At 61.3% G+C, this 19,978-nt stretch carries 17 protein-coding genes; 10 read left to right on the forward strand and 7 right to left on the reverse strand.

The annotated features are described in order from the left end of the window. Window positions 1-78: 78 nt before the first annotated feature. Window positions 79-1,149: an LPS export ABC transporter permease LptG gene (gene lptG / locus ACJ8M3_RS15550; RefSeq protein WP_047025123.1), complete on the reverse strand. Its 1,071-nt coding sequence runs from the start codon at window positions 1,147-1,149 to the stop codon at window positions 79-81. After that, window positions 1,149-2,243, reverse strand: a complete 1,095-nt coding sequence (gene lptF / locus ACJ8M3_RS15555; RefSeq protein WP_033641697.1) for an LPS export ABC transporter permease LptF — start codon at window positions 2,241-2,243, stop codon at window positions 1,149-1,151. The genes lptG and lptF overlap by 1 nt, the downstream gene beginning before the upstream one ends. Before the next feature lie 282 nt (window positions 2,244-2,525). On the opposite strand from lptF, the gene pepA reads away from it, so the two are divergent. The 5 genes from pepA (at window position 2,526) to ACJ8M3_RS15580 (ending at window position 9,998) form a co-directional block, all read left to right on the forward strand. After that, window positions 2,526-4,037, forward strand: a complete 1,512-nt coding sequence (pepA, locus tag ACJ8M3_RS15560) for a leucyl aminopeptidase (protein WP_004933352.1) — start codon at window positions 2,526-2,528, stop codon at window positions 4,035-4,037. 84 nt (window positions 4,038-4,121) lie between these two features. Next, complete coding sequence (locus ACJ8M3_RS15565; protein ID WP_004933353.1) at window positions 4,122-4,571, forward strand: DNA polymerase III subunit chi; 450 nt, start codon at window positions 4,122-4,124, stop codon at window positions 4,569-4,571. Between the two features lie 12 nt (window positions 4,572-4,583). Next, the gene (locus ACJ8M3_RS15570; protein ID WP_089197625.1) at window positions 4,584-7,460 is read left to right on the forward strand and encodes a valine--tRNA ligase; all 2,877 of its coding nucleotides are present in this window, start codon (window positions 4,584-4,586) and stop codon (window positions 7,458-7,460) included. Window positions 7,461-7,661: 201 nt separating this feature from the next. Then, window positions 7,662-8,165: a GNAT family N-acetyltransferase gene (locus ACJ8M3_RS15575; RefSeq protein ID WP_033636872.1), complete on the forward strand. Its 504-nt coding sequence runs from the start codon at window positions 7,662-7,664 to the stop codon at window positions 8,163-8,165. 225 nt (window positions 8,166-8,390) lie between these two features. Next, entirely contained in the window at window positions 8,391-9,998 is a 1,608-nt protein-coding gene (locus tag ACJ8M3_RS15580; RefSeq protein WP_089197624.1) for a GMC family oxidoreductase, read from the forward strand. 15 nt (window positions 9,999-10,013) lie between these two features. Here the strand turns inward: ACJ8M3_RS15580 and miaE are convergent, their stop codons facing one another. Together miaE and rraB are read right to left on the reverse strand one after the other, a co-directional pair. Beyond that, on the reverse strand, window positions 10,014-10,778 hold the full coding sequence (miaE, locus tag ACJ8M3_RS15585; protein ID WP_046688127.1) for a tRNA isopentenyl-2-thiomethyl-A-37 hydroxylase MiaE: 765 nt from the start codon (window positions 10,776-10,778) through the stop codon (window positions 10,014-10,016). 52 nt (window positions 10,779-10,830) lie between these two features. Next, window positions 10,831-11,256 carry a ribonuclease E inhibitor RraB gene (gene rraB, locus ACJ8M3_RS15590; protein ID WP_025305115.1) on the reverse strand — a complete coding sequence of 142 codons (426 nt, stop codon included), beginning with the start codon at window positions 11,254-11,256 and terminating at the stop codon, window positions 10,831-10,833. A 162-nt stretch (window positions 11,257-11,418) separates the two neighbouring features. On the opposite strand from rraB, the gene argF reads away from it, so the two are divergent. The 5 genes from argF to ridA all read left to right on the forward strand — a co-directional run bounded on the left by argF (window position 11,419) and on the right by ridA (window position 16,451). Continuing rightward, the gene (gene argF / locus ACJ8M3_RS15595) at window positions 11,419-12,438 is read left to right on the forward strand and encodes an ornithine carbamoyltransferase (RefSeq protein ID WP_089197623.1); all 1,020 of its coding nucleotides are present in this window, start codon (window positions 11,419-11,421) and stop codon (window positions 12,436-12,438) included. Window positions 12,439-12,634: 196 nt separating this feature from the next. Continuing rightward, the gene (locus ACJ8M3_RS15600) at window positions 12,635-14,203 is read left to right on the forward strand and encodes an ABC transporter substrate-binding protein (RefSeq protein ID WP_103101775.1); all 1,569 of its coding nucleotides are present in this window, start codon (window positions 12,635-12,637) and stop codon (window positions 14,201-14,203) included. A gap of 289 nt (window positions 14,204-14,492) precedes the next feature. Continuing rightward, window positions 14,493-15,428, forward strand: a complete 936-nt coding sequence (gene pyrB / locus ACJ8M3_RS15605; RefSeq protein WP_033641691.1) for an aspartate carbamoyltransferase — start codon at window positions 14,493-14,495, stop codon at window positions 15,426-15,428. Window positions 15,429-15,440: 12 nt separating this feature from the next. Then, window positions 15,441-15,905 (forward strand): aspartate carbamoyltransferase regulatory subunit, encoded by a 465-nt coding sequence (gene pyrI / locus ACJ8M3_RS15610; protein ID WP_033641690.1) that lies wholly within the window; start codon window positions 15,441-15,443, stop codon window positions 15,903-15,905. Window positions 15,906-16,064: 159 nt separating this feature from the next. After that, window positions 16,065-16,451: a 2-iminobutanoate/2-iminopropanoate deaminase gene (gene ridA, locus ACJ8M3_RS15615; protein WP_004933379.1), complete on the forward strand. Its 387-nt coding sequence runs from the start codon at window positions 16,065-16,067 to the stop codon at window positions 16,449-16,451. Window positions 16,452-16,498: 47 nt separating this feature from the next. Here the strand turns inward: ridA and ACJ8M3_RS15620 are convergent, their stop codons facing one another. The 3 genes from ACJ8M3_RS15620 to ACJ8M3_RS15630 all read right to left on the reverse strand — a co-directional run bounded on the left by ACJ8M3_RS15620 (window position 16,499) and on the right by ACJ8M3_RS15630 (window position 19,941). After that, window positions 16,499-16,765 (reverse strand): hypothetical protein, encoded by a 267-nt coding sequence (locus ACJ8M3_RS15620; protein WP_046688125.1) that lies wholly within the window; start codon window positions 16,763-16,765, stop codon window positions 16,499-16,501. A 62-nt stretch (window positions 16,766-16,827) separates the two neighbouring features. After that, the gene (locus tag ACJ8M3_RS15625; protein WP_033651448.1) at window positions 16,828-17,406 is read right to left on the reverse strand and encodes a hypothetical protein; all 579 of its coding nucleotides are present in this window, start codon (window positions 17,404-17,406) and stop codon (window positions 16,828-16,830) included. A gap of 141 nt (window positions 17,407-17,547) precedes the next feature. Beyond that, window positions 17,548-19,941, reverse strand: coding sequence for a beta-N-acetylhexosaminidase (locus ACJ8M3_RS15630; RefSeq protein ID WP_089197621.1), 2,394 nt, complete (start codon window positions 19,939-19,941; stop codon window positions 17,548-17,550). Window positions 19,942-19,978: the final 37 nt, after the last annotated feature.

Consider the following 19,978-nt stretch of genomic DNA (forward strand, 5'->3'; position numbering starts at 1 on the left):
TGGTTCACCGGGGGCATACAGCACCCACAAAAAAGGCGCGGCCCCGCGGCCACGCCTTTTCCCATACCGCTCGCTCCGCTACTTGCGTTTGAGCAGCATATACACGCTGATCAGCAGGAACAGCATGCTCGGCAGCAGCGCCCCCAGTACCGGCGGCATGCTGTAAACCATGCTCAGCGGGCCGAAGATCTGATCCAGCACGTAGAACAGGAAGCCGAAGCTGATGCCGGTCACCACGCGGATGCCCATCGGCACGCTGCGCAGCGGGCCGAAGATGAACGACAGCGCCATCAGCATCATCACCGCCACCGACAGCGGCGAGAAGATTTTTCGCCACATGTTGAGCTGGTATTTGTTCGATTCCTGGCCGCTCTGCTTCAGGTACTTCACGTAGTTGTGCAGCCCGCTGATGGAGAGCGAATCCGAATCCAGCGCCACCACGCCCAGCTTGTCCGGGGTCAGGTTGGTTTTCCATTCGCCGGTCAGCGTCTGGGTGCCGGTCACCTGTTTCGGGTTGGTCAGATCCGAGGTGTCCACCTGCGAAAGCTGCCACAGGCCGTTCTCGAAGCTGGCGGTGGCGGCATAGCGCACCGTCTCCAGGCGACGCTGATCGTTGAAGTGGTAGATGTTGACGCCGGAGAGTTCTTTATCGCCGGAGACGCGCTCGATGTAGATGAAGTCGTTGCCGTCCTTCGCCCACAGCCCGCTCTTGGTGGAGAGCAGCGAGCCGCCGTACATCTGCTGGGCGCGGTAGTTGCGCGCCATCTGCTCGCCCTGCGGCGCCACCCACTCGCCGATCGCCATGGTCAGCAGCACCAGCGGAATGGCGGTTTTCATCACCGAGCCGGCGATCTGCAGGCGGGTGAAGCCGGAAGCCTGCATCACCACCAGTTCGCTGCGCGTCGCCAGTTGGCCCAGGCCGAGCAGCGCACCGAGCAGCGCCGCCATCGGGAAGAAAGTCTCGATGTCTTTCGGCACGCTCAGCAGGGTGTACATGCCGGCGCTCAGCGCGGTGTATTCGCCCTGGCCGACCTTGCGCAGCTGATCGACGAACTTGATAATGCCTGACAGCGACACCAGCATGAACAGCGTCATGATGATGGTGTTGAAAATCGTTTTACCGATATAACGGTCTAATACGCCAAACATCAGGCCGCTCCTCTCAGGCGTGCGCGCAGCTTGCGCATCGGCACGGTATCCCACAGGTTCAGCGCCAGCGCCAGCGCGAAGTAAACGCCGTTAACCAGCCACAGCCACAGCATCGGATCCAGCTTGCCCTTGCCGGCGTTGGAGCGCAGCGAGGTCTGCAGCAGGAAGAAGATCAGGTACAGCAGGATGGCCGGCAGCATGCTCAGCACGCGGCCCTGGCGCGGGTTCACCACGCTGAGCGGCACCACCAGCAGCGCCATCAGCGCCACCGACACCACCAGCGTCAGGCGCCAGTGGAATTCGGCGCGCGCGTCCGGATCGTCGGATTCCCACAGCGTCTGCATCGACATCTGTTCGGATTCGGTGTTATCCGCCGCCACGGTGCGGTGGCCAATCACCGCCTTGTAGTCGGTGAAGTCGGTAATGCGGAAGTCGCGCAGCAGCGCGGTGCCTTCAAAGCGGGTGCCCTTGTCGAGCGTCACCACCTGCGAGCCGTCTTTCTGCTGCACGATGTTGCCGTGCTCGGCCACCACCACCGACGGGCGTTGGTTGCCGTTCGGCCGCAGCTGCGCCAGGAACACGTCGTTGAAGGTGCTGCCCTTCACGTTGCCGATAAACAGCACCGCGTTGCCGTCCTGCGAGGGTTTGAACTGCCCTTCCGCCAGCCCGGCGATGCTCGGGTTGGCCTTGGCTTCGTTCACCACCACGTCCTGATAGCGCGAGGCCCAGGGGCCGGCCCAAAATACGTTCACCGCCGCGATCGCAGAGGTGAGCAGCGCCAGGATCATGGCGGCGATAATCAGGGTGCGTTTACCCAGCCCGCAGGCGTGCATGACGGTGATTTCGCTCTCGGTATACAACCGCCCAAGCGTCATCAGCAAGCCGAGAAACAGGCTCAAAGGCAGGATGAGCTGCGCCATTTTCGGCACGCCCAACGCGAGCAGAGAGAGTACTAAGTTTGTCGGGATATTGCCGTCCACCGCGTCGCCCAACACCCTGACCAAATTCTGACAAAAGAAGATCAGAAGCAGGATGAACAGGATGGCGATTTGGCTCTTGAGCGTTTCCCGTACCAGATATCTTATGATGATCACGCTTATTACGCCTGTGAAAACTTGTCTTTTTGCAGGAAAATCGATAATTTCATCGTTAATCCGCCATTTATTCTCATCATATGGCAACCTTCACAGCTAAAATAGTATTACAACATCAAGCCGTTTGGGTGTCCTATAGGAACTTGCTTATAGTCGCCAAAACAGAGCAATTTATGCCGTTCAGGTTAACATAATCCGTTAACTCAAATGGCAGGAGATCGTTACGGAGTCGGTTATTCTAGCCGTAGCGTCCGCCTTTGTCTTTAAGATTCAGGAGAGTGCATGGAGTTCAGTGTAAAAAGCGGTAGCCCGGAAAAACAGCGCAGTGCCTGTATTGTAGTCGGCGTTTTCGAACCGCGCCGCCTGTCCCCTATCGCAGAACAACTCGACAAAATCAGTGATGGTTATATCAGCGCATTGCTGCGCCGTGGCGAACTGGAAGGCAAGGTCGGGCAGACGCTGCTACTGCACCATGTGCCCAACATTCTCTCCGAGCGCATCCTGCTGATCGGCTGCGGCAAAGAGCGCGAGCTCGATGAGCGCCAATACAAGCAGGTGATCCAGAAAACCATCAATACCCTCAACGACACCGGCTCGATGGAAGCGGTCTGCTTCCTGACCGAGCTGCACGTGAAAGGCCGCAACACGTACTGGAAAGTGCGTCAGGCGGTGGAAACCGCCAAAGAGACGCTCTACACCTTCGATCAGCTGAAAAGCAACAAGGTGGAGCCGCGTCGTCCGCTGCGCAAAATGGTGTTCAACGTGCCGACCCGCCGTGAGCTCACCAGCGGCGAGCGCGCCATCCAGCATGGCCTGGCGGTGGCTTCCGGCATCAAGGCGGCCAAAGATCTCGGCAACATGCCGCCGAACATCTGTAACGCCGGCTACCTGGCCTCGCAGGCCCGCCAACTGGCGGACGCCTTCAGCACTAACATCACCACCCGCGTCATCGGCGAACAGCAGATGAAAGAGCTGGGCATGAACGCCTATCTGGCGGTTGGCGCCGGTTCGCAGAACGAATCATTGATGTCGGTGATGGAATATAAGGGCAACCCAAATCCGGACGCTAAGCCGATCGTGCTGGTAGGCAAAGGGCTGACCTTCGACTCCGGCGGCATCTCGATCAAACCGGCCGACGGCATGGACGAGATGAAATACGACATGTGCGGCGCGGCGACCGTGTACGGCGTGATGCGCGTGGTGGCGGAGCTGAACCTGCCGCTGAACGTGATCGGCGTGCTGGCCGGCTGTGAAAACATGCCGGGCGGCCGGGCGTATCGTCCGGGCGACGTGCTGACCACCATGTCCGGCCAGACCGTCGAGGTGCTCAACACCGACGCCGAAGGCCGTCTGGTGCTGTGCGATACCCTGACCTACGTCGAGCGCTTCGAGCCGGAGCTGGTGATCGACATCGCCACCCTGACCGGCGCCTGCGTGATCGCCCTGGGCCACCACATCACCGGCCTGATGTCGAACCACAACCCGCTGGCGCACGAGCTGCTGGGCGCTTCCGAGCAGGCCGGCGACCGCGCCTGGCGTTTGCCGATGGCCGACGAGTACTACGAGCAGCTGGACTCCAACTTCGCCGACATGGCGAACATCGGTGGCCGCCCTGGCGGCGCCATCACCGCCGCCTGCTTCCTGTCGCGCTTCACCCGCAAGTACACCTGGGCGCACCTGGATATCGCCGGCACCGCCTGGCGCTCCGGTAAAGCCAAGGGCGCGACCGGCCGCCCGGTGGCGCTGCTGTCGCAGTTCCTATTGAACCGCGCAGGCCTGAACGGCGACGATTAAATCTGAGCGGTAATTCAGGTATAATCCCAAGGGGCACAGCATGCTGTGCCCCTACATTTTTTTATCGGCAGCGGTGGATCCTTAATGAAACAGGCGACGTTTTATTTGCTCGACAACGCGGAACCGTCAGGCGCGCTCAGCGCCCATGAGGCCGTGGCCTGCGCCGTTGCCGCCAACGGCTTCCGCGCCGGCAAGCGGGTGCTGATCGCCTGCGAGAGCCAGGAGCAGGCCCAGCGGCTGGACGAAGCGCTGTGGCAGCGCGAGCCGCATGAATTCGTGCCGCACAACCTGGCCGGCGAAGGGCCGCACTACGGCGCGCCGGTGGAACTGTGCTGGCCCGGCAAGCGCGGCAATGCCCCGCGCGATCTGCTGATCGCCCTGCTACCGCAGTTTGCCGATTTTGCTACCGCTTTCCATGAAGTGGTAGACTTCGTTCCTTACGAAGACACTCTGAAACAGTTGGCGCGCGACCGTTACAAGGCCTATCGCAGCGTCGGCTTCCATTTGACCACGGCTACGCCGCCAACTCACTGAATACGATAAAGAATGGAAAAGACAAACAGTCAGCTCGACACCGCATACGACCCAAAACAGATCGAACAGAAGCTGTACGATCACTGGGAGAGTCAGGGTTACTTCAAGCCGAACGGCGACACCAGCCAGGAAAGCTTCTGCATCATGATCCCGCCGCCGAACGTCACCGGCAGCCTGCACATGGGCCACGCGTTCCAGCAGACCATCATGGACACCATGATTCGCTATCAGCGCATGCAGGGTAAAAACACCCTGTGGCAGGCGGGCACCGACCACGCCGGCATCGCCACCCAGATGGTGGTGGAGCGCAAGATCGCCGCGGAAGAAGGCAAAACCCGCCACGACTACGGCCGTGACGCGTTCATCGACAAAATCTGGCAGTGGAAGGCGGAATCCGGCGGCACCATCACCCGCCAGATGCGCCGTCTGGGCAACTCCGTGGACTGGGAGCGCGAGCGCTTCACCATGGACGAAGGCCTGTCGAACGCGGTGCGCGAAGTGTTTGTCCGTCTGCACAAAGAAGACCTGATCTACCGCGGCAAGCGCCTGGTGAACTGGGATCCGAAGCTGCGCACCGCCATCTCCGATCTGGAAGTGGAAAACCGCGAATCCAAAGGCTCCATGTGGCACCTGCGCTACCCGCTGGCCGACGGCGCGAAAACCGCCGAGGGCAAAGACTACCTGGTGGTCGCCACCACCCGTCCGGAAACCGTGCTGGGCGATACCGGCGTGGCGGTCAACCCGGAAGATCCGCGCTATAAAGACCTGATCGGCAAAGAGATCATTCTGCCGCTGGTCGGCCGCCGCATCCGCATCGTCGGCGACGAACACGCCGATATGGAAAAAGGCACCGGCTGCGTGAAGATCACCCCGGCGCACGATTTCAACGACTACGAAGTCGGCAAACGCCACGGCCTGCCGATGATCAACATTCTGACCTTCGACGGCGACATCCGTCAGGAAGCGGAAGTGTTCAACACCCTGGGCGAAGTCTGCACCGACTACTGCAACGAGATCCCGGCCGAGTTCCGCGGCCTGGAGCGCTTCGCGGCGCGAAAAGCGGTGGTTGCTGCCTTCGATAATCTGGGCCTGCTGGACGAGATCAAACCGCACGACCTGACGGTGCCTTACGGCGACCGCGGCGGCGTGGTGATCGAGCCGATGCTGACCGACCAATGGTACGTGCGCACCGCGCCGCTGGCCAAAGTGGCGGTGGAAGCGGTCGAACAGGGCGACATCCAGTTCGTGCCGAAGCAGTACGAAAACATGTACTTCAGCTGGATGCGCGACATCCAGGACTGGTGCATCTCGCGTCAGCTGTGGTGGGGCCACCGCATCCCGGCCTGGTACGACGTGAACGGCAAAGTCTACGTGGGCCGCAGCGAAGAAGAAGTGCGCAGCGAGAACAACCTGGGCGCCGACGTGGTGCTGACCCAGGACGAAGACGTGCTGGACACCTGGTTCTCGTCCGGCCTGTGGACCTTCTCTACCCTGGGCTGGCCGGAGCAGACCGAGGCGCTGAAAACCTTCCACCCGACCAGCGTGATGGTCAGCGGCTTCGACATCATCTTCTTCTGGATCGCGCGCATGATCATGCTGACCATGCACTTCATCAAGGATGAAAACGGCAAGCCGCAGGTGCCGTTCAAGACCGTCTACATGACTGGCCTTATCCGCGACGACGAAGGCCAGAAGATGTCCAAGTCGAAAGGCAACGTGATCGATCCGCTGGACATGGTCGACGGCATCTCGCTAGAAGATCTGCTGGAAAAACGCACCGGCAACATGATGCAGCCGCAGCTGGCGGAGAAAATCCGCAAGCGCACCGAGAAACAGTTCCCGAACGGCATCGAGCCGCACGGCACCGACGCCCTGCGCTTCACCCTGGCGGCGCTGGCCTCGACCGGCCGCGACATCAACTGGGACATGAAGCGCCTGGAAGGCTACCGCAACTTCTGTAACAAGCTGTGGAACGCCAGCCGCTTCGTGCTGATGAACACCGAAGCGCACGACTGCGGCTTTAACGGCGGCGAGAAAGTGCTGTCGCTGGCGGATCGCTGGATCCTGGCCGAATTCAACCGCACGGTGAAAGCCTACCGCGAAGCGCTGGACACCTACCGCTTCGATCTGGCGGCCAACATCCTGTACGAATTCACCTGGAACCAGTTCTGCGACTGGTATCTGGAGCTGACCAAGCCGGTGGTGAGCAACGGCAGCGAAGCGGAACAGCGCGGCACCCGCCACACGCTGATCACCGTGCTGGAAGCGCTGCTGCGCCTGGCGCACCCGATCATCCCATTCATCACCGAAACCATCTGGCAGCGCGTGAAGCCGCTGACCGGCACGACTGCAGACACCATCATGCTGCAGCCGTTCCCGGCCTACGACGCCGCGCTGGAAGACGAGCAGGCGCTGAACGATCTGGAGTGGATCAAGCAAACCATCATCGCCGTGCGCAACATCCGCGCCGAGATGAACATCGCGCCAAGCAAAGCGCTCGACGTGCTGCTGCGCAACTGCAGCGCCGACGCCCAGCGCCGCGTGCAGGAGAACCAAAGCTTTATCGCCCGTCTGGCGCGCCTGGAATCCATCGCGCTGTTGCCGGCCGGAGAGAAAGGCCCGGTCTCCGTCACCAAGCTGGTGGACGGCGCCGAGCTGCTGATCCCGATGGCCGGTTTCATCGACAAGGACGCCGAGATCGCGCGTCTGGCCAAAGAGATGGGCAAACTGGATGCGGAAATCGCTTCGATCGAAGGCAAGCTGGCGAACGAAGGCTTCGTGGCGCGCGCGCCGGAAGCGGTGGTCGCCAAAGAACGCGATCGCCTGGCGGCCTGCAAAGAAGGCAAAGTGAAGCTGCAGGAACAGCAGGCGACCATCGCCGCGCTGTAATCCACCGGCTCACGCCAACGCCTGAAAAACAGCGGGGTCTTCCCCGCTGTTTTTTTTATCGCCGTTGCATCCGGGCCGGGTTAGATGTTATTACAAGATATTACTGCTGCAGGGACGCCGCCGGGAAATAATCCCCGGCGCGTTTCGTGCTGCGATAAAAACGAAAAACGAACGTGGTCTCTTTCAATGGCGAGTGTAAACATGACAACAGCAACCCCGGCGCGCCTGCTGGTGCGCCCCATTACGGCGGAAGACAATGCCGCCATTGCTCACGTCATTCGCGAAGTCTCCGCCGAGCACGGCCTGACGGCGGATAAAGGCTATACCGTCTCCGATCCCAATCTGGATGCCCTGTATCAGCTCTACAGCCTGCCGCGCAGCGCTTACTGGGTGATCGAGGTGGACGGCCAGGTCGCCGGCGGCGGCGGCATCGCGCCGCTGCAGGGCGGCGCAGACGATATTTGCGAATTGCAGAAGATGTATTTCCTGCCGGTGCTGCGCGGCAAGGGATTGGCGAAACGCCTGGCGCTGCAGGCGCTGGATTTCGCCCGCCGGCACGGCTTCCGCTGTTGTTACCTCGAGACCACCGCCAGCCTGACGCAGGCCGTTGCGCTGTACGAACACCTGGGCTTTGAACACATCGACCACGCGATGGGCGCCACCGGCCACGTCGATTGCGAAGTCACCATGCTGAAAACGCTGTAATCGTCCCGCCTCTTCATCAGGGCGCAGCTTGCTGCGCCTTTTTTATTAACATCACAATCAATCAGTAAAACTCGCTATAACGCCGTTTTTCAAGCAGATAAACTGACGTTAAAAACCGCGATGTAAATTTAATGTGAAGTTCGTTAATAAATTAACGATCGTAAATTGACCGCTTGCTCCCCCGCGCTACTCTGCCAGTATCCCAATCGCGCACGGAGAGCTGTCATGTCGGAAAACACCTTTGATTACATTATCGTCGGCGCCGGTTCCGCCGGCTGCGTGCTGGCGGCGCAGCTGATCCGCCGCACCCAGGCGCGGGTGCTGCTGCTGGAAGCCGGCGGCGACGACAATAACCTGTTTATCAAAATGCCGGCCGGCGTGGCCAAGATCATCGCCAAAAAGAGCTGGCCCTACGAAACGGAACCGGAACCGCACGCCAACAACCGCCGCATGCAAATCGCGCAGGGCAAGGTGCTGGGCGGCAGCAGTTCGGTCAACGGCATGATCTACCTGCGCGGCCAGCCGCAAGATTACGACGACTGGGCCGAGCGCTATGGCTGCGCCGGCTGGAGCTACCGGGAGGTGCTGCCCTACTTCAAACGCGCCGAGGCCAACGAAAGCCTGTCCGACGACTACCACGGCGCCGACGGGCTGCTGCCGGTCAGCGAAAACCGCTATCGCCATCCGCTGAGCATGGCGTTTATCCGCGCTGGCCAGGAACTGAACCTGCCCTATCGCAACGACTTCAACGGCGACAGCCAGCACGGCGTCGGTTTCTACCAAACCACCACCCGCAACGGCGAGCGCGCCAGCACCGCCCGCACCTACCTGAAGGCGGTGCGCGACGAACGGCGGCTGGTGGTGAAACTGAACGCCCTGGCGCACCGGCTGACCTTCGAGGGCAACGTCGCCACCGGCGTGGTCTACAGCCAGAACGGCGGCGCCGAAGTGACCGCGCGGGCCACCAAAGAAGTGATCGTCAGCGCCGGCGCGGTCGGTTCGCCGAAGCTGCTGATGCTGTCCGGCATCGGCCCGCGCGCCCACCTGCAGCAGCTGGGCATCGAGGTGCGGGCGGATCTGCCGGTGGGCAAAAACTTCCACGACCATCTGCACATGTCGATCAACGTCAGCACCCGCGAGCCGATCAGCCTGTTCGGCGCCGATCGCGGCCTGCAGGCGCTGAGCCACGGCGCGCAGTGGCTGGCGTTTCGCAGCGGGGTGCTCTCATCCAACGTGCTGGAAGGCGCCGCCTTCACCGACAGCCAGGGCGACGGCCGGCCGGACGTGCAGATCCACTTTCTGCCGCTGCTGGACAGCTGGGACGACGTGCCCGGCGAGCCGCTGCCGAACATTCACGGCTTCACGCTCAAGGTCGGCTATCTGCAACCGAAGGCGCGCGGCGAAGTGCTGCTGCGCAGCAGCAACCCGCGCGATCCGGTCAAGCTGCACGCTAACTACCTCGGCCACCCGGACGATCTGGCCGGTAGCGTGCGCGCGGTGAAGTTCGGCCTGGGCTTCCTGCAAACCGCGGCGCTGAAACCGCTGATCAAAGATCTGCTGATGCCGCAGCCGGAGTGGACGCGCGACGACGCACAGCTGGAAGCCTTTGTACGCAACTTCTGCAAGACGGTGTATCACCCGGTGGGCAGTTGCCGCATGGGGCCGTCGCCGCAGGACGCGGTGACCGATCCGCAGCTGCGGGTGCACGGTTTTGAACAGTTGCGGGTGATCGACTGCTCGGTGATGCCGCAGCTCACCAGCGGCAACACCAATGCGCCGACCATCATGCTGGCGGAAAAGGCGGTGGATTTGTTGCTGGGCGCGCCGCAGTAAGGACGCGCCTCAACGTCAGGCGGCGGCGGGCACGCCGCTGTGGAAACGCAGCTCGCTGTCCGGCGACAGGATCAGTTCAGCTTCGAGGCGGCCGAAATGCGCCACCCGTTCGCTGATGTCGTCGCCGGCGATCTGCTCGGCCAATGTCAGGTAGTCCTGATAGTGACGCGCTTCGGATCGCAGCAGCGAGACGTAAAAGCGGTTCAGCTCATCGTCCAGGTGCGGCGCCAGTTTGGCGAAGCGTTCGCAGGATCGCGCTTCGATGTAGGCGCCGCAGATCAGTTTGTCGATCAGCGTCGCCGGATCGTGGGTGCGGATCTCGCGGATCATGCCCTTGGCGTAGCGGCTGGCGGTGATCTTGCGATACGGGATCCCGCGCGCCTGCATGATCTCCAGCACCTGCGAGAAGTGATGCAGCTCTTCCTTGATCAACAGCACCATGCGATCCGCCAGATCCTGGCCGTAGGCCGAGCCGTTTTTCGGCAGGATCTTGCGGGTGAACTGGCCCTGGCGGAACAATGTGTCGGGCGCGCCCTGCGCTTCGTGCAGAAACGCCTCGTAGGGCCGCAGCAGCGCCAACAGCGCGTCGCCGCTCTCTTTGTCCGCCACGTAGCGGCGGATCAACCACATGCCGGTCTGTGCGGCTTTCAGCTCACACACCAGGTGGTCGGTCAGCAACAGCTGCAGGTTTTCCGGACGGCGCGCGGCGTCGATCCAGGCGTCGGGAGTTTCACAGTGCAGGAAGCTTAAAATCGGGGCTAACAGGGATTGGTATGTCATAGCGTTTATCAGGGGCCGGCGAGAGCCGGCCCATGTGAATAAGCGGGGTTAATTAGTGGCGTTTGCCGTCGTCGTCTTCGTCGATGTAGTCGCCGTCTTCGTCATCCTCACCGTCTTCACCGTTCGGATCTTCGAAGTAGGTGCCCCAGCCGTCGTAGTTGACGCCGCAGCGCTCCGCCAGCGCCACCAGCTGCTCGACCTGAGCGTCGATCAGCTCGGCGTTCAGGCCGACTTCGCTGATCACGTCGCAGCACATCACCATCGAACCGTCTTCCACTTCCAGCTCTTCGGCGTCGGTCACTTCGTAGCCCAGCTTGAAGGCTTCAACGGCGGCCTGCTCCAGAACCTCAAATTTCTCGGCGGACAGATGGTGCTCGATGGTGTAGAGCGCGTCCGGATCGCTGCCGTCTTCCAGCAGCTCTTCGATGATCAGGCGGGTCTCTTCACGTTGTTCTTCCAGCAATTCGCGGTTTGCCATGCCTATATCCTCAAGTCAAATGGCCTTCATTCCTTCTATTTTCACACACCGCCGACATTGCTTCCACGATAAACATGAAAGATTTCCTCGCCGGGGTTGAAATTGAATATTCATACATATAAAGTGAATTTTAATTCAATTGAGCAATCAGGGAATCGGACTATGAGCACCGGCAATACGTTCTACCAACGTCACTTTCTGAGGTTAATGGATTTCACCCCCGCCGAGCTGCAGGCGCTGCTGCAGCTTTCGGCCGATCTGAAGCAGGCCAAGAAGCAGGGGCAGGAACAGCGCCGGCTGCAGGGCAAAAACATTGCGCTCATCTTCGAAAAAGACTCAACCCGCACGCGATGCTCTTTCGAAGTTGCCGCATTCGATCAGGGCGCGCAGGTCACGTACCTCGGCCCGAGCGGCAGCCAGATCGGCCATAAAGAGTCGATGAAAGACACCGCCCGGGTGCTGGGCCGCCTGTACGACGGTATTCAGTATCGCGGCTACGGCCAGGCGCTGGTGGAAACCCTGGCGGAATACGCCGGCGTGCCGGTATGGAACGGCCTGACCGACGAGTTCCACCCCACCCAATTGCTGGCGGATCTGCTCACCGTGCAGGAACACCTGCCGGGCAAGGCGCTGAGTGAAGTGAAACTGGCGTACGTCGGCGACGCGCGCAACAACATGGGCAACACGCTGCTGGAAGCCGCCGCGCTGGCGGGCATGGATCTGCGGCTGGTGGCGCCGAAGGCCTGTTGGCCACAGCCGGAGCTGGTGGCCGAATGCCAGGCGCTGGCGCAGCAAACCGGCGCGAAACTCACCCTGACCGAAGACATCGCCGAAGGGGTGCAAGACGCCGATTTCCTCTACACCGACGTGTGGGTGTCGATGGGCGAACCGAAAGAGACCTGGCAGGAGCGTATCGCGCTGCTGCGGCCGTATCAGGTCAACATGGCGATGCTGAAACTGACCGGCAACCCGAACGTGAAGTTCCTGCACTGCCTGCCGGCGTTCCACGACGATCAAACCACGCTCGGCAAGCAGATGGCGCAGCAGTACGATCTGCACGGCGGTATGGAAGTGACCGACGAGGTGTTCGAGTCGGCGCACAGCGTGGTGTTCGATCAGGCGGAAAACCGGTTGCATACCATCAAGGCGGTGCTGGTCGCCACGCTGAGCGCAACGCTCTGACACGCCTCTCCCTCCGCCCTGGCGCCCCCGGCCAGGGCGGCTAATATATTCCTGGAATATCAAATAGCGCATTGGCCTTTGCCCGCCGCGGACAAAGGTTCTACCGTGACAGGCCGACGGCGCCCGCGCCGTAAAAACCAACGATAACAAACCGTTCTCAGCGCCGCCTTGCGGCGCCTTCAGGGGATACACACCGATGAAAACCAAACTCTTGCCGCTGTTCCTGCTCGCCGCCCTGCCCGCCGCCGCGTTAGCCGCCACGCCGCCGAATACGCTGGTGGTGGTGCAATCGCTGGATGACATCGTCAGCCTCGATCCGGCGGAAGCCAACGAACTCTCCAGCATCCAGACGGTGCCCAGCCTGTACCAGCGCTTGGTGCAGGCGGATCGCGACGATCCGGCCAAGGTGGCACCGGTGCTGGCAGAAAGCTGGCAGAGCGATGCGGCGGCCAAAACGCTGACGGTAAAACTGCGGCCGCAGGCGGCGTTCGCCTCCGGCAACCCGCTGACCGCCGACGACGTGATCTTCTCCTACAGCCGCGCGGTGAAAATGAACAAGTCGCCGGCGTTCATCCTCAACGTGCTCGGCTGGCAGCCGGACAACATCGACGCGCAGTTGAAGAAGATCGACGACCATACCGTGCAGCTGCGCTGGACGGCGGACGTCAGCCCGGCGGTGGCGCTGAATATCCTCTCGACGCCGATCGCCTCGATCGTCGACAGCAAGGCGGCGCTGGCCAACGTCAAAGACGGCGACTTCGGCAACGCCTGGCTGAAAATGCACTCCGCCGGCAGCGGCCCGTTCAAGATGCGCGTCTATCAGCCGCATCAGGCGATCGTGCTGGACGCCAACCCCACGACGCCGGGCGACAAGCCGCAGCTGAAAAACATCATCATCAAGAACGTGCCGGATCCGGCCACCCGCCGCCTGCTGGTCCAGCAGGGCGACGCCGATATCGCCCGCGAACTGGGCGCCGACCAGACCGACACGCTGAAGAACCAGCCGGGGGTTAAGGTGCTGGAGATCCCGTCCGCCGAACAAAACTACCTGGTGTTCAACACCGGCAACGGCGCCAATCCGCTGCTGAACAACCCGGCCTTCTGGGAAGCGGCGCGCTACCTGGTGGATTATCAGGGCATCACCCAGGATCTGCTGAAGGGCCAATACTTCGTGCATCAGAGCTTCCTGCCGGTCGGGCTGCCGGGCGCGCTGGAGACCAACCCGTTCCGCTACGATCCGGCCAAGGCGAAAGCCATTCTGGCCAAGGCGGGCATCACCCACGCCGCCTTTACGCTGGACGTAGAGAACAAACCGCCGTTCATCACCATCGCGCAGGCGCTGCAGGGTAGCTTCGCCGCTGCCGGCGTGAAGGTCGAGCTGCTGCCGGCCGCGGGCAGCCAGGTTTACTCCCGCGTGCGCGCCAGGCAGCATCAGGCGGCGATCCGCCTGTGGATCCCGGATTACTTCGACGCCCACTCCAACGCCAGCGCCTTTGCCTACAACGACGGCAAGAGCAGCACGGTGGCCGGGCTGAACGGCTGGCAGATCCCGCAGTTGAATAAGCAGACGCTGGCGGCACTGGCCGAAGCCGATCCGGCCAAGCGCCGCGCGCTGTACACCGCCATGCAGCAGGAGCTGCAGCGCAGTTCGCCGTACGTGTTTATCGATCAGGCCAAAACCGAAGTGGTGCTGCGCGACAACGTCAAAGGCTACCAGCAGGGGCTGAACGCCGACATGGTCTACTACGATCGCGTCAGCAAATAGCCCGCAGGCGGCCATCGCCGGCCAATCGATTGCGGGGCGGCAAAAAACGGCGTTTTAACGCTTGCAGTGGCGAAAAGCGCGAGTATAATGCGCCACAATTTGCCAGGAGAAAGCATGAAAAACGACGTTTGTTTTGTTAGCCGCAATCGACAAAACCGACTGCCTATCGGCGGCCAGCTGCCGTTGTTTCTCCTGTTGCTAAACCGATCGTTTCAAGCCCCTCATTGAGGGGCTTTTTTTTGCCTTAAAAAGTCCCGCGCCACGGGCACGCGTCGAGGAGGAGTGAAAAATGGCCAACCCGCTGTATCACAAACACATCATCTCTATTAACGATCTCAGCCGCGAGGATCTGGAGCTGGTGCTGCGCACCGCCGCCGGTCTGAAAGCCAACCCGCAGCCGGAACTGTTGAAACACAAGGTGATCGCCAGCTGCTTCTTTGAAGCCTCGACCCGTACCCGCCTGTCGTTCGAAACCTCGATGCACCGCCTCGGCGCCTCGGTGGTCGGTTTCGCCGACGGCAGCAACACCTCGCTCGGCAAAAAAGGCGAAACCCTGGCCGACACCATCTCGGTGATCAGCACCTACGTGGACGCCATCGTGATGCGCCATCCGCAGGAAGGCGCGGCGCGCATGGCCTCGGAGTTCTCCGGCAACGTGCCGGTGCTCAACGCCGGCGACGGCGCCAACCAGCACCCGACCCAGACCCTGCTGGATCTGTTCACCATCCAGGAAACCCAGGGCCGCCTGAACAACCTCAGCATCGCCATGGTCGGCGACCTGAAGTACGGCCGCACCGTGCACTCGCTCACCCAGGCGCTGGCCAAATTCGAAGGCAACCGCTTCTACTTCATCGCCCCGGACGCGCTGGCGATGCCGGCCTACATCCTGAAAATGCTGGAAGAGAAAGGCATCGAGTACAGCCTGCACGGCAGCATTGAAGAAGTGGTGCCGGAGCTGGATATTCTCTACATGACCCGGGTGCAGAAAGAGCGCCTCGATCCGTCCGAGTACGCCAACGTGAAGGCGCAGTTCGTGCTGCGCGCCGCGGATCTGGCCGGCGCGCGCGCCAACCTCAAGGTGCTGCACCCGCTGCCGCGCATCGACGAGATCGCCACCGACGTGGATAAAACGCCGCACGCTTACTACTTCCAGCAGGCGGGCAACGGCATCTTCGCCCGTCAGGCGCTGCTGGCGCTGGTGCTCAACGCAGATTTGGCTCTTTAAGGGGGAACCGCCATGACTCACGACAATAAACTGCAGGTTGAAGCGATCAAATGCGGCACGGTGATCGACCACATTCCGGCGCAGATTGGTTTCAAACTGCTGACGCTGTTCAAGCTGACCGCCACCGACCAGCGCATCACCATCGGCCTGAACCTGCCCTCCAACGAGCTGGGCCGCAAGGATCTGATCAAGATCGAGAACACCTTCCTGACCGAGCAGCAGGCCAACCAGTTGGCGATGTACGCGCCGAAGGCCACGGTAAACCGCATCGACAACTATGAAGTGGTGCGCAAGCTGACCCTCAGCCTGCCGGACCACATCGACGGCGTGCTGACCTGCCCGAACGGCAACTGCATCAGCCGCAGCGAGCCGGTGGCGTCGAGCTTCAGCGTCAAATCGCGCGACGGTGAAGTACACCTGAAGTGCCGCTACTGCGAAAAAGAGTTCGAGCATCAGGTGGTGCTGCAGGCGGACTAATCCCGGCATGGGCGCCGGGAGATGGCGCTGTTATTCTCCCGGTGACGCCCTATAATGGGTCCTCTGAAAATCACTCTACCCACGTTGCTACCCACCGAATTTTACGCTGCGGCCGACCGCGCGGCGGCGTGAAAGACAACGGGTTTATCAGGAGAAAACATGTCACGTAACATCAGCACTGAACTCGCCCCGGCAGCCATTGGTCCTTACGTGCAGGGCGTTGATCTGGGCAGCATGATCATCACTTCCGGCCAGATCCCGGTTGATCCGAAAACCGGCGCCGTCGCCGACGACGTCGCCGCTCAGGCGCGCCAGTCACTGGAAAACGTCAAAGCGATCGTCGAAGCCGCCGGCCTGATCGTTGCCGACATCGTGAAAACCACCGTGTTCGTGAAAGACCTGAACGACTTCGCCACCGTCAACGCCGCGTACGAAGCCTTCTTCACCGAGCACAGCGCGCCGTTCCCGGCCCGTTCCTGCGTGGAAGTGGCGCGTCTGCCGAAAGACGTGAAGATCGAAATCGAAGCCATCGCCGTGCGTCGTTAATCGACGGTCACGCGCATCACGGCCAGTGCAGACTGGCCGTTTTTACATTACTTGAATGCTGGGCGCCGACGGACACAACCCAGAGTTTCCGCTGCTGGAGAGGATGAAGCGTTAACCTGTTTTACCGCCTGTTTTAAAACGGCGATAACCTCTTCTCGCGAAGCCGTAATCGGTTTGCCGCGAGGCGTTATGCGGTCAATCTGTTCAGATGTATAGGTGTTCACTGCATCTACACCTTCCATGCCGAATTTATACACCTTCAGCTCATAAGAGGCAGGTTGTGTTACCTGACGTTTTGTTGACTTTATCACCATGCGAACCTCCTGTGACCCCACCGGCATTTCGTCATTATTGCGCAAATTTCATCCACCTTCAATTATGAGGCCGGCGGCAAAAAACCTTCCTGGAACCACAGGAAAAGCGCCTCAGCATCTCGATAAAGTATCTGTTTGAGCCCCCCGGTGAGGTCAACAAATTGATGATAATTTATATAATAATCAGCCAACTCCGTATTAATCGGCGATATTAAACGCAAACCTGCGCATGCCGTATCCACCATAAAGAGCACGGCGACATAGAGCGCAAAACGCAGCGTATTGCCATCAAGGCTCGAGTCTCTAATCCGAAAGTTTTGCAGCATCTCAATATTTAACATCGCCAGTTGCTCGCCAGCCGCCGGACAAAATCGGCAGATACAGGCGCCTGCCGGCCGGTCATCGATGCCCTGTATCTTAAAACTAAACGTAAAACCGTCAGGATCGTCCAACGCGGCGCCATTCAACGCCCAGGGAATACGGCGCTCTTCAGGTTGTTGGCGAGCCAACGCAACGCACCACTCAAAATCTTCAGCCTTCATCATTTGCACCCGGACGCCATACCCGGCCTCAGCAAAGAGGTCATTGGTTGCAGCCAGTGCGCGTTCTCCAATCAATCGGACATTAAAAACCTGCGGCATTATCAATCCTTTGAATGCGTAAACCGTATTGAATGAACAAATCGGGCTGGATTTTACAACCAGCCCGTCGTTTCTGCTCTTTCAACCACATCGCAATGTCGAGATATGGAATACGCCCCGCAGTTTATTCGCCACCTCTCCTTACGGAGCCGTTTGTAACCCCCGCAGCAACGCCTCCAGCGGGTACACCGCCGCAATCACCACTTCGTCGCGCGTCTGCGCCGCCGCATCCAGCCGGCGCTGCGCTTGTTCTGCCTCTGCTCGGCTCAGCGGTTTATCCTGCTGATAGCGCTCCAGCAGCGTTAACCCCAATGCGGCCAGGGCATCGACGTCCTGCGCCACCGGCGCCAGCTCCCGCAGCGTGCGGTTGCCCGCGATCGCCGTCTGCAACGCCGCGCCGTTCGCCTGCCAGCGCTGCAGCCGTTCGCGCAGCGCCTGCGCCGTCGCCTTATCGCGCTTATCCTTCAGCAGAGCCGCGACCTGCGCATGCATGGCGCGCACCGCCTCGCTCTCCGGCGGCAGCGCATCGGCAAAGCGGTTCAGCGGTTCGAACTGATGATAGTTGCCGGCCTGGAACTTCAGGTGCTGGCGGGTGTAATACTGCGCCGGCTCCACCGCCTCGGCCAGGATCTGCAGCGGCATGATCTGCACGCTGTTGCTCAGCCGGGTGAATTCGCGCGCCGTTTCCGCGTGCTGCTGCAGGCCGACCGACACCACCGACCAGGCGTCGATCGCCGCCAGCCGCCGGTACATGTTGTTCTCATCGGTGACGTCCTGCGCCGACCACAGCCGCTCCGCCACCGCAAAGGCGCGCGGCCACAGCTTGAGATCGATCAGCGGCGCGCGCACGTTTTCCGCCCACAGCGCCGCTTCCCCGCCGAGGATCTTGGCCTGCCCCTTCTCATCCGGCACCACCGGCATCTTGCCCGCCGGCGCCGCCGCCAGTTTCTCGCCCTGGGTGGGGTAACGCACGTTGCCGACCAACGTATAGCCGCTGAGCTTGTCCTGTTGCAGCGTAAACACCGGCCGCGTGTCGCCCATCCAGGTATCGACGCGGAACGTCACCTGCTGCGGCGTGCGCCAGACGATATCGTGCACCGCGCGGCGCGATTTGCCGTTGAAATCGATAAAGCCGCGCCAGCCCTGCTTGCCCTCGATCAACGTGAAACGGCCCTCCACCGCGCTGCCCTTCAGGCGCGGCATGCTGAAACGCCAGCTTTGCGCCTGCTCGCCGGGTTGCACCGCCGTTTCGATCCCCAGCGGCTGCGGCAGAATTTCATTGCGGTAGTGATAGGCGGTGCTTTGCGGCTGATCGAGATAGAAACCGGTGGAGAGAATGCCCTGATAGCCATCCTGCGCGCTGGCGCCCAGCGAGTCTTGCCCCTGCCAGGACTGAATGACGATCGAACGCGGCAGCGACGGATGATAGATCTCGTCCCAGCCGACCATCTGCCGCTGGTGCTTCTCGAGAACCTTTTCCAGCTTCTGGTTGAAGTAGGCCTGCAGCGCATGGGTATCCGCCAGCCCGTTCTGCTGCATAAACGCCTGAATCGACGGCGACGCCCGCCACTGGCTGGCGTCCACTTCGTCGCCGCCGATGTGCAGATAAGGATCGGGGAAGATCGCCGCCAGCTCGCCGACGATCGTATCGACAAACTGATACACCTCGTCGCGGGTCGGATCGAGCGTCGGCTTATGCACGCCCCACTCGCGCTCCATGCGATACGGCCCCGGCGCGCTCATCAGGTCGGGATAGGCCACCGCGATGCTGGAGGCATGCCCCGGCATGTCGATCTCCGGCACCACGCGAATGCCGCGCGCCGTGGCGTAAGCCACCACCTGCTGCATTTGCTCACGGGTGTAGAACTGGCCGTCGCTGGCCTGCTGCTGCAATTTGGGGTAATGCTCGGAGGCGAAGCGCCAGCCCTGATCGTCGGTCAGGTGCCAGTGGAATACGTTGAGCTTGGCCGCCGCCATGCCGTCGAGTTGGCGCAAAATGTCCGGCAGCGGCAGGAAATGGCGCGCCGAATCCAGCAGCACGCCGCGCCACGGAAAACGCGGCACGTCGCGAATATCCACCAATGGCAGGAAAGTGTTTTGCCCATCGGTCTGCAGCAGTTGCAGCAGGGTCTCCATGCCGCGCAGCGCGCCAAAGCGGGTGTTGGCGGTCAGCGTGGCGCCCTGCGGCGTGACCGCCAGCCGGTAACTCTCATCGCTGCCCGGCAGCGGCTGCGCCGCCACCCGATCCTTGATCACCACCTTGATCGCCGCGCCGTTTGCTTCTTCCCTCGGCGCCAGCGTCCAGCCGGTCTGCAACTCGATGCGCTGGCGCCAGCGCGGCAGCGCGTCGCCCAAATCATCGCCCTGGAGGCTTAACGACAGCCGGTGATCCAAAATCAGTTTGCCCGCCGGTTGCGTCACTTCCACCTGCTGCGGCCAGGGCATCAGCGGCAAATCACCCGCCGGCTGCGCCAGCGCGCCGCAAGAAAACCATAACGATGAAGCCAGTAGCGTATAACGGAAAGGTCTGTGCATCGGAAATTCCTCAGAGGAAAAAAACAAAATATCCCCA

It is taken from the genome of Serratia sp. CY55921, from assembly GCF_052167655.1.
GTDB lineage: Bacteria > Pseudomonadota > Gammaproteobacteria > Enterobacterales > Enterobacteriaceae > Serratia > Serratia ureilytica.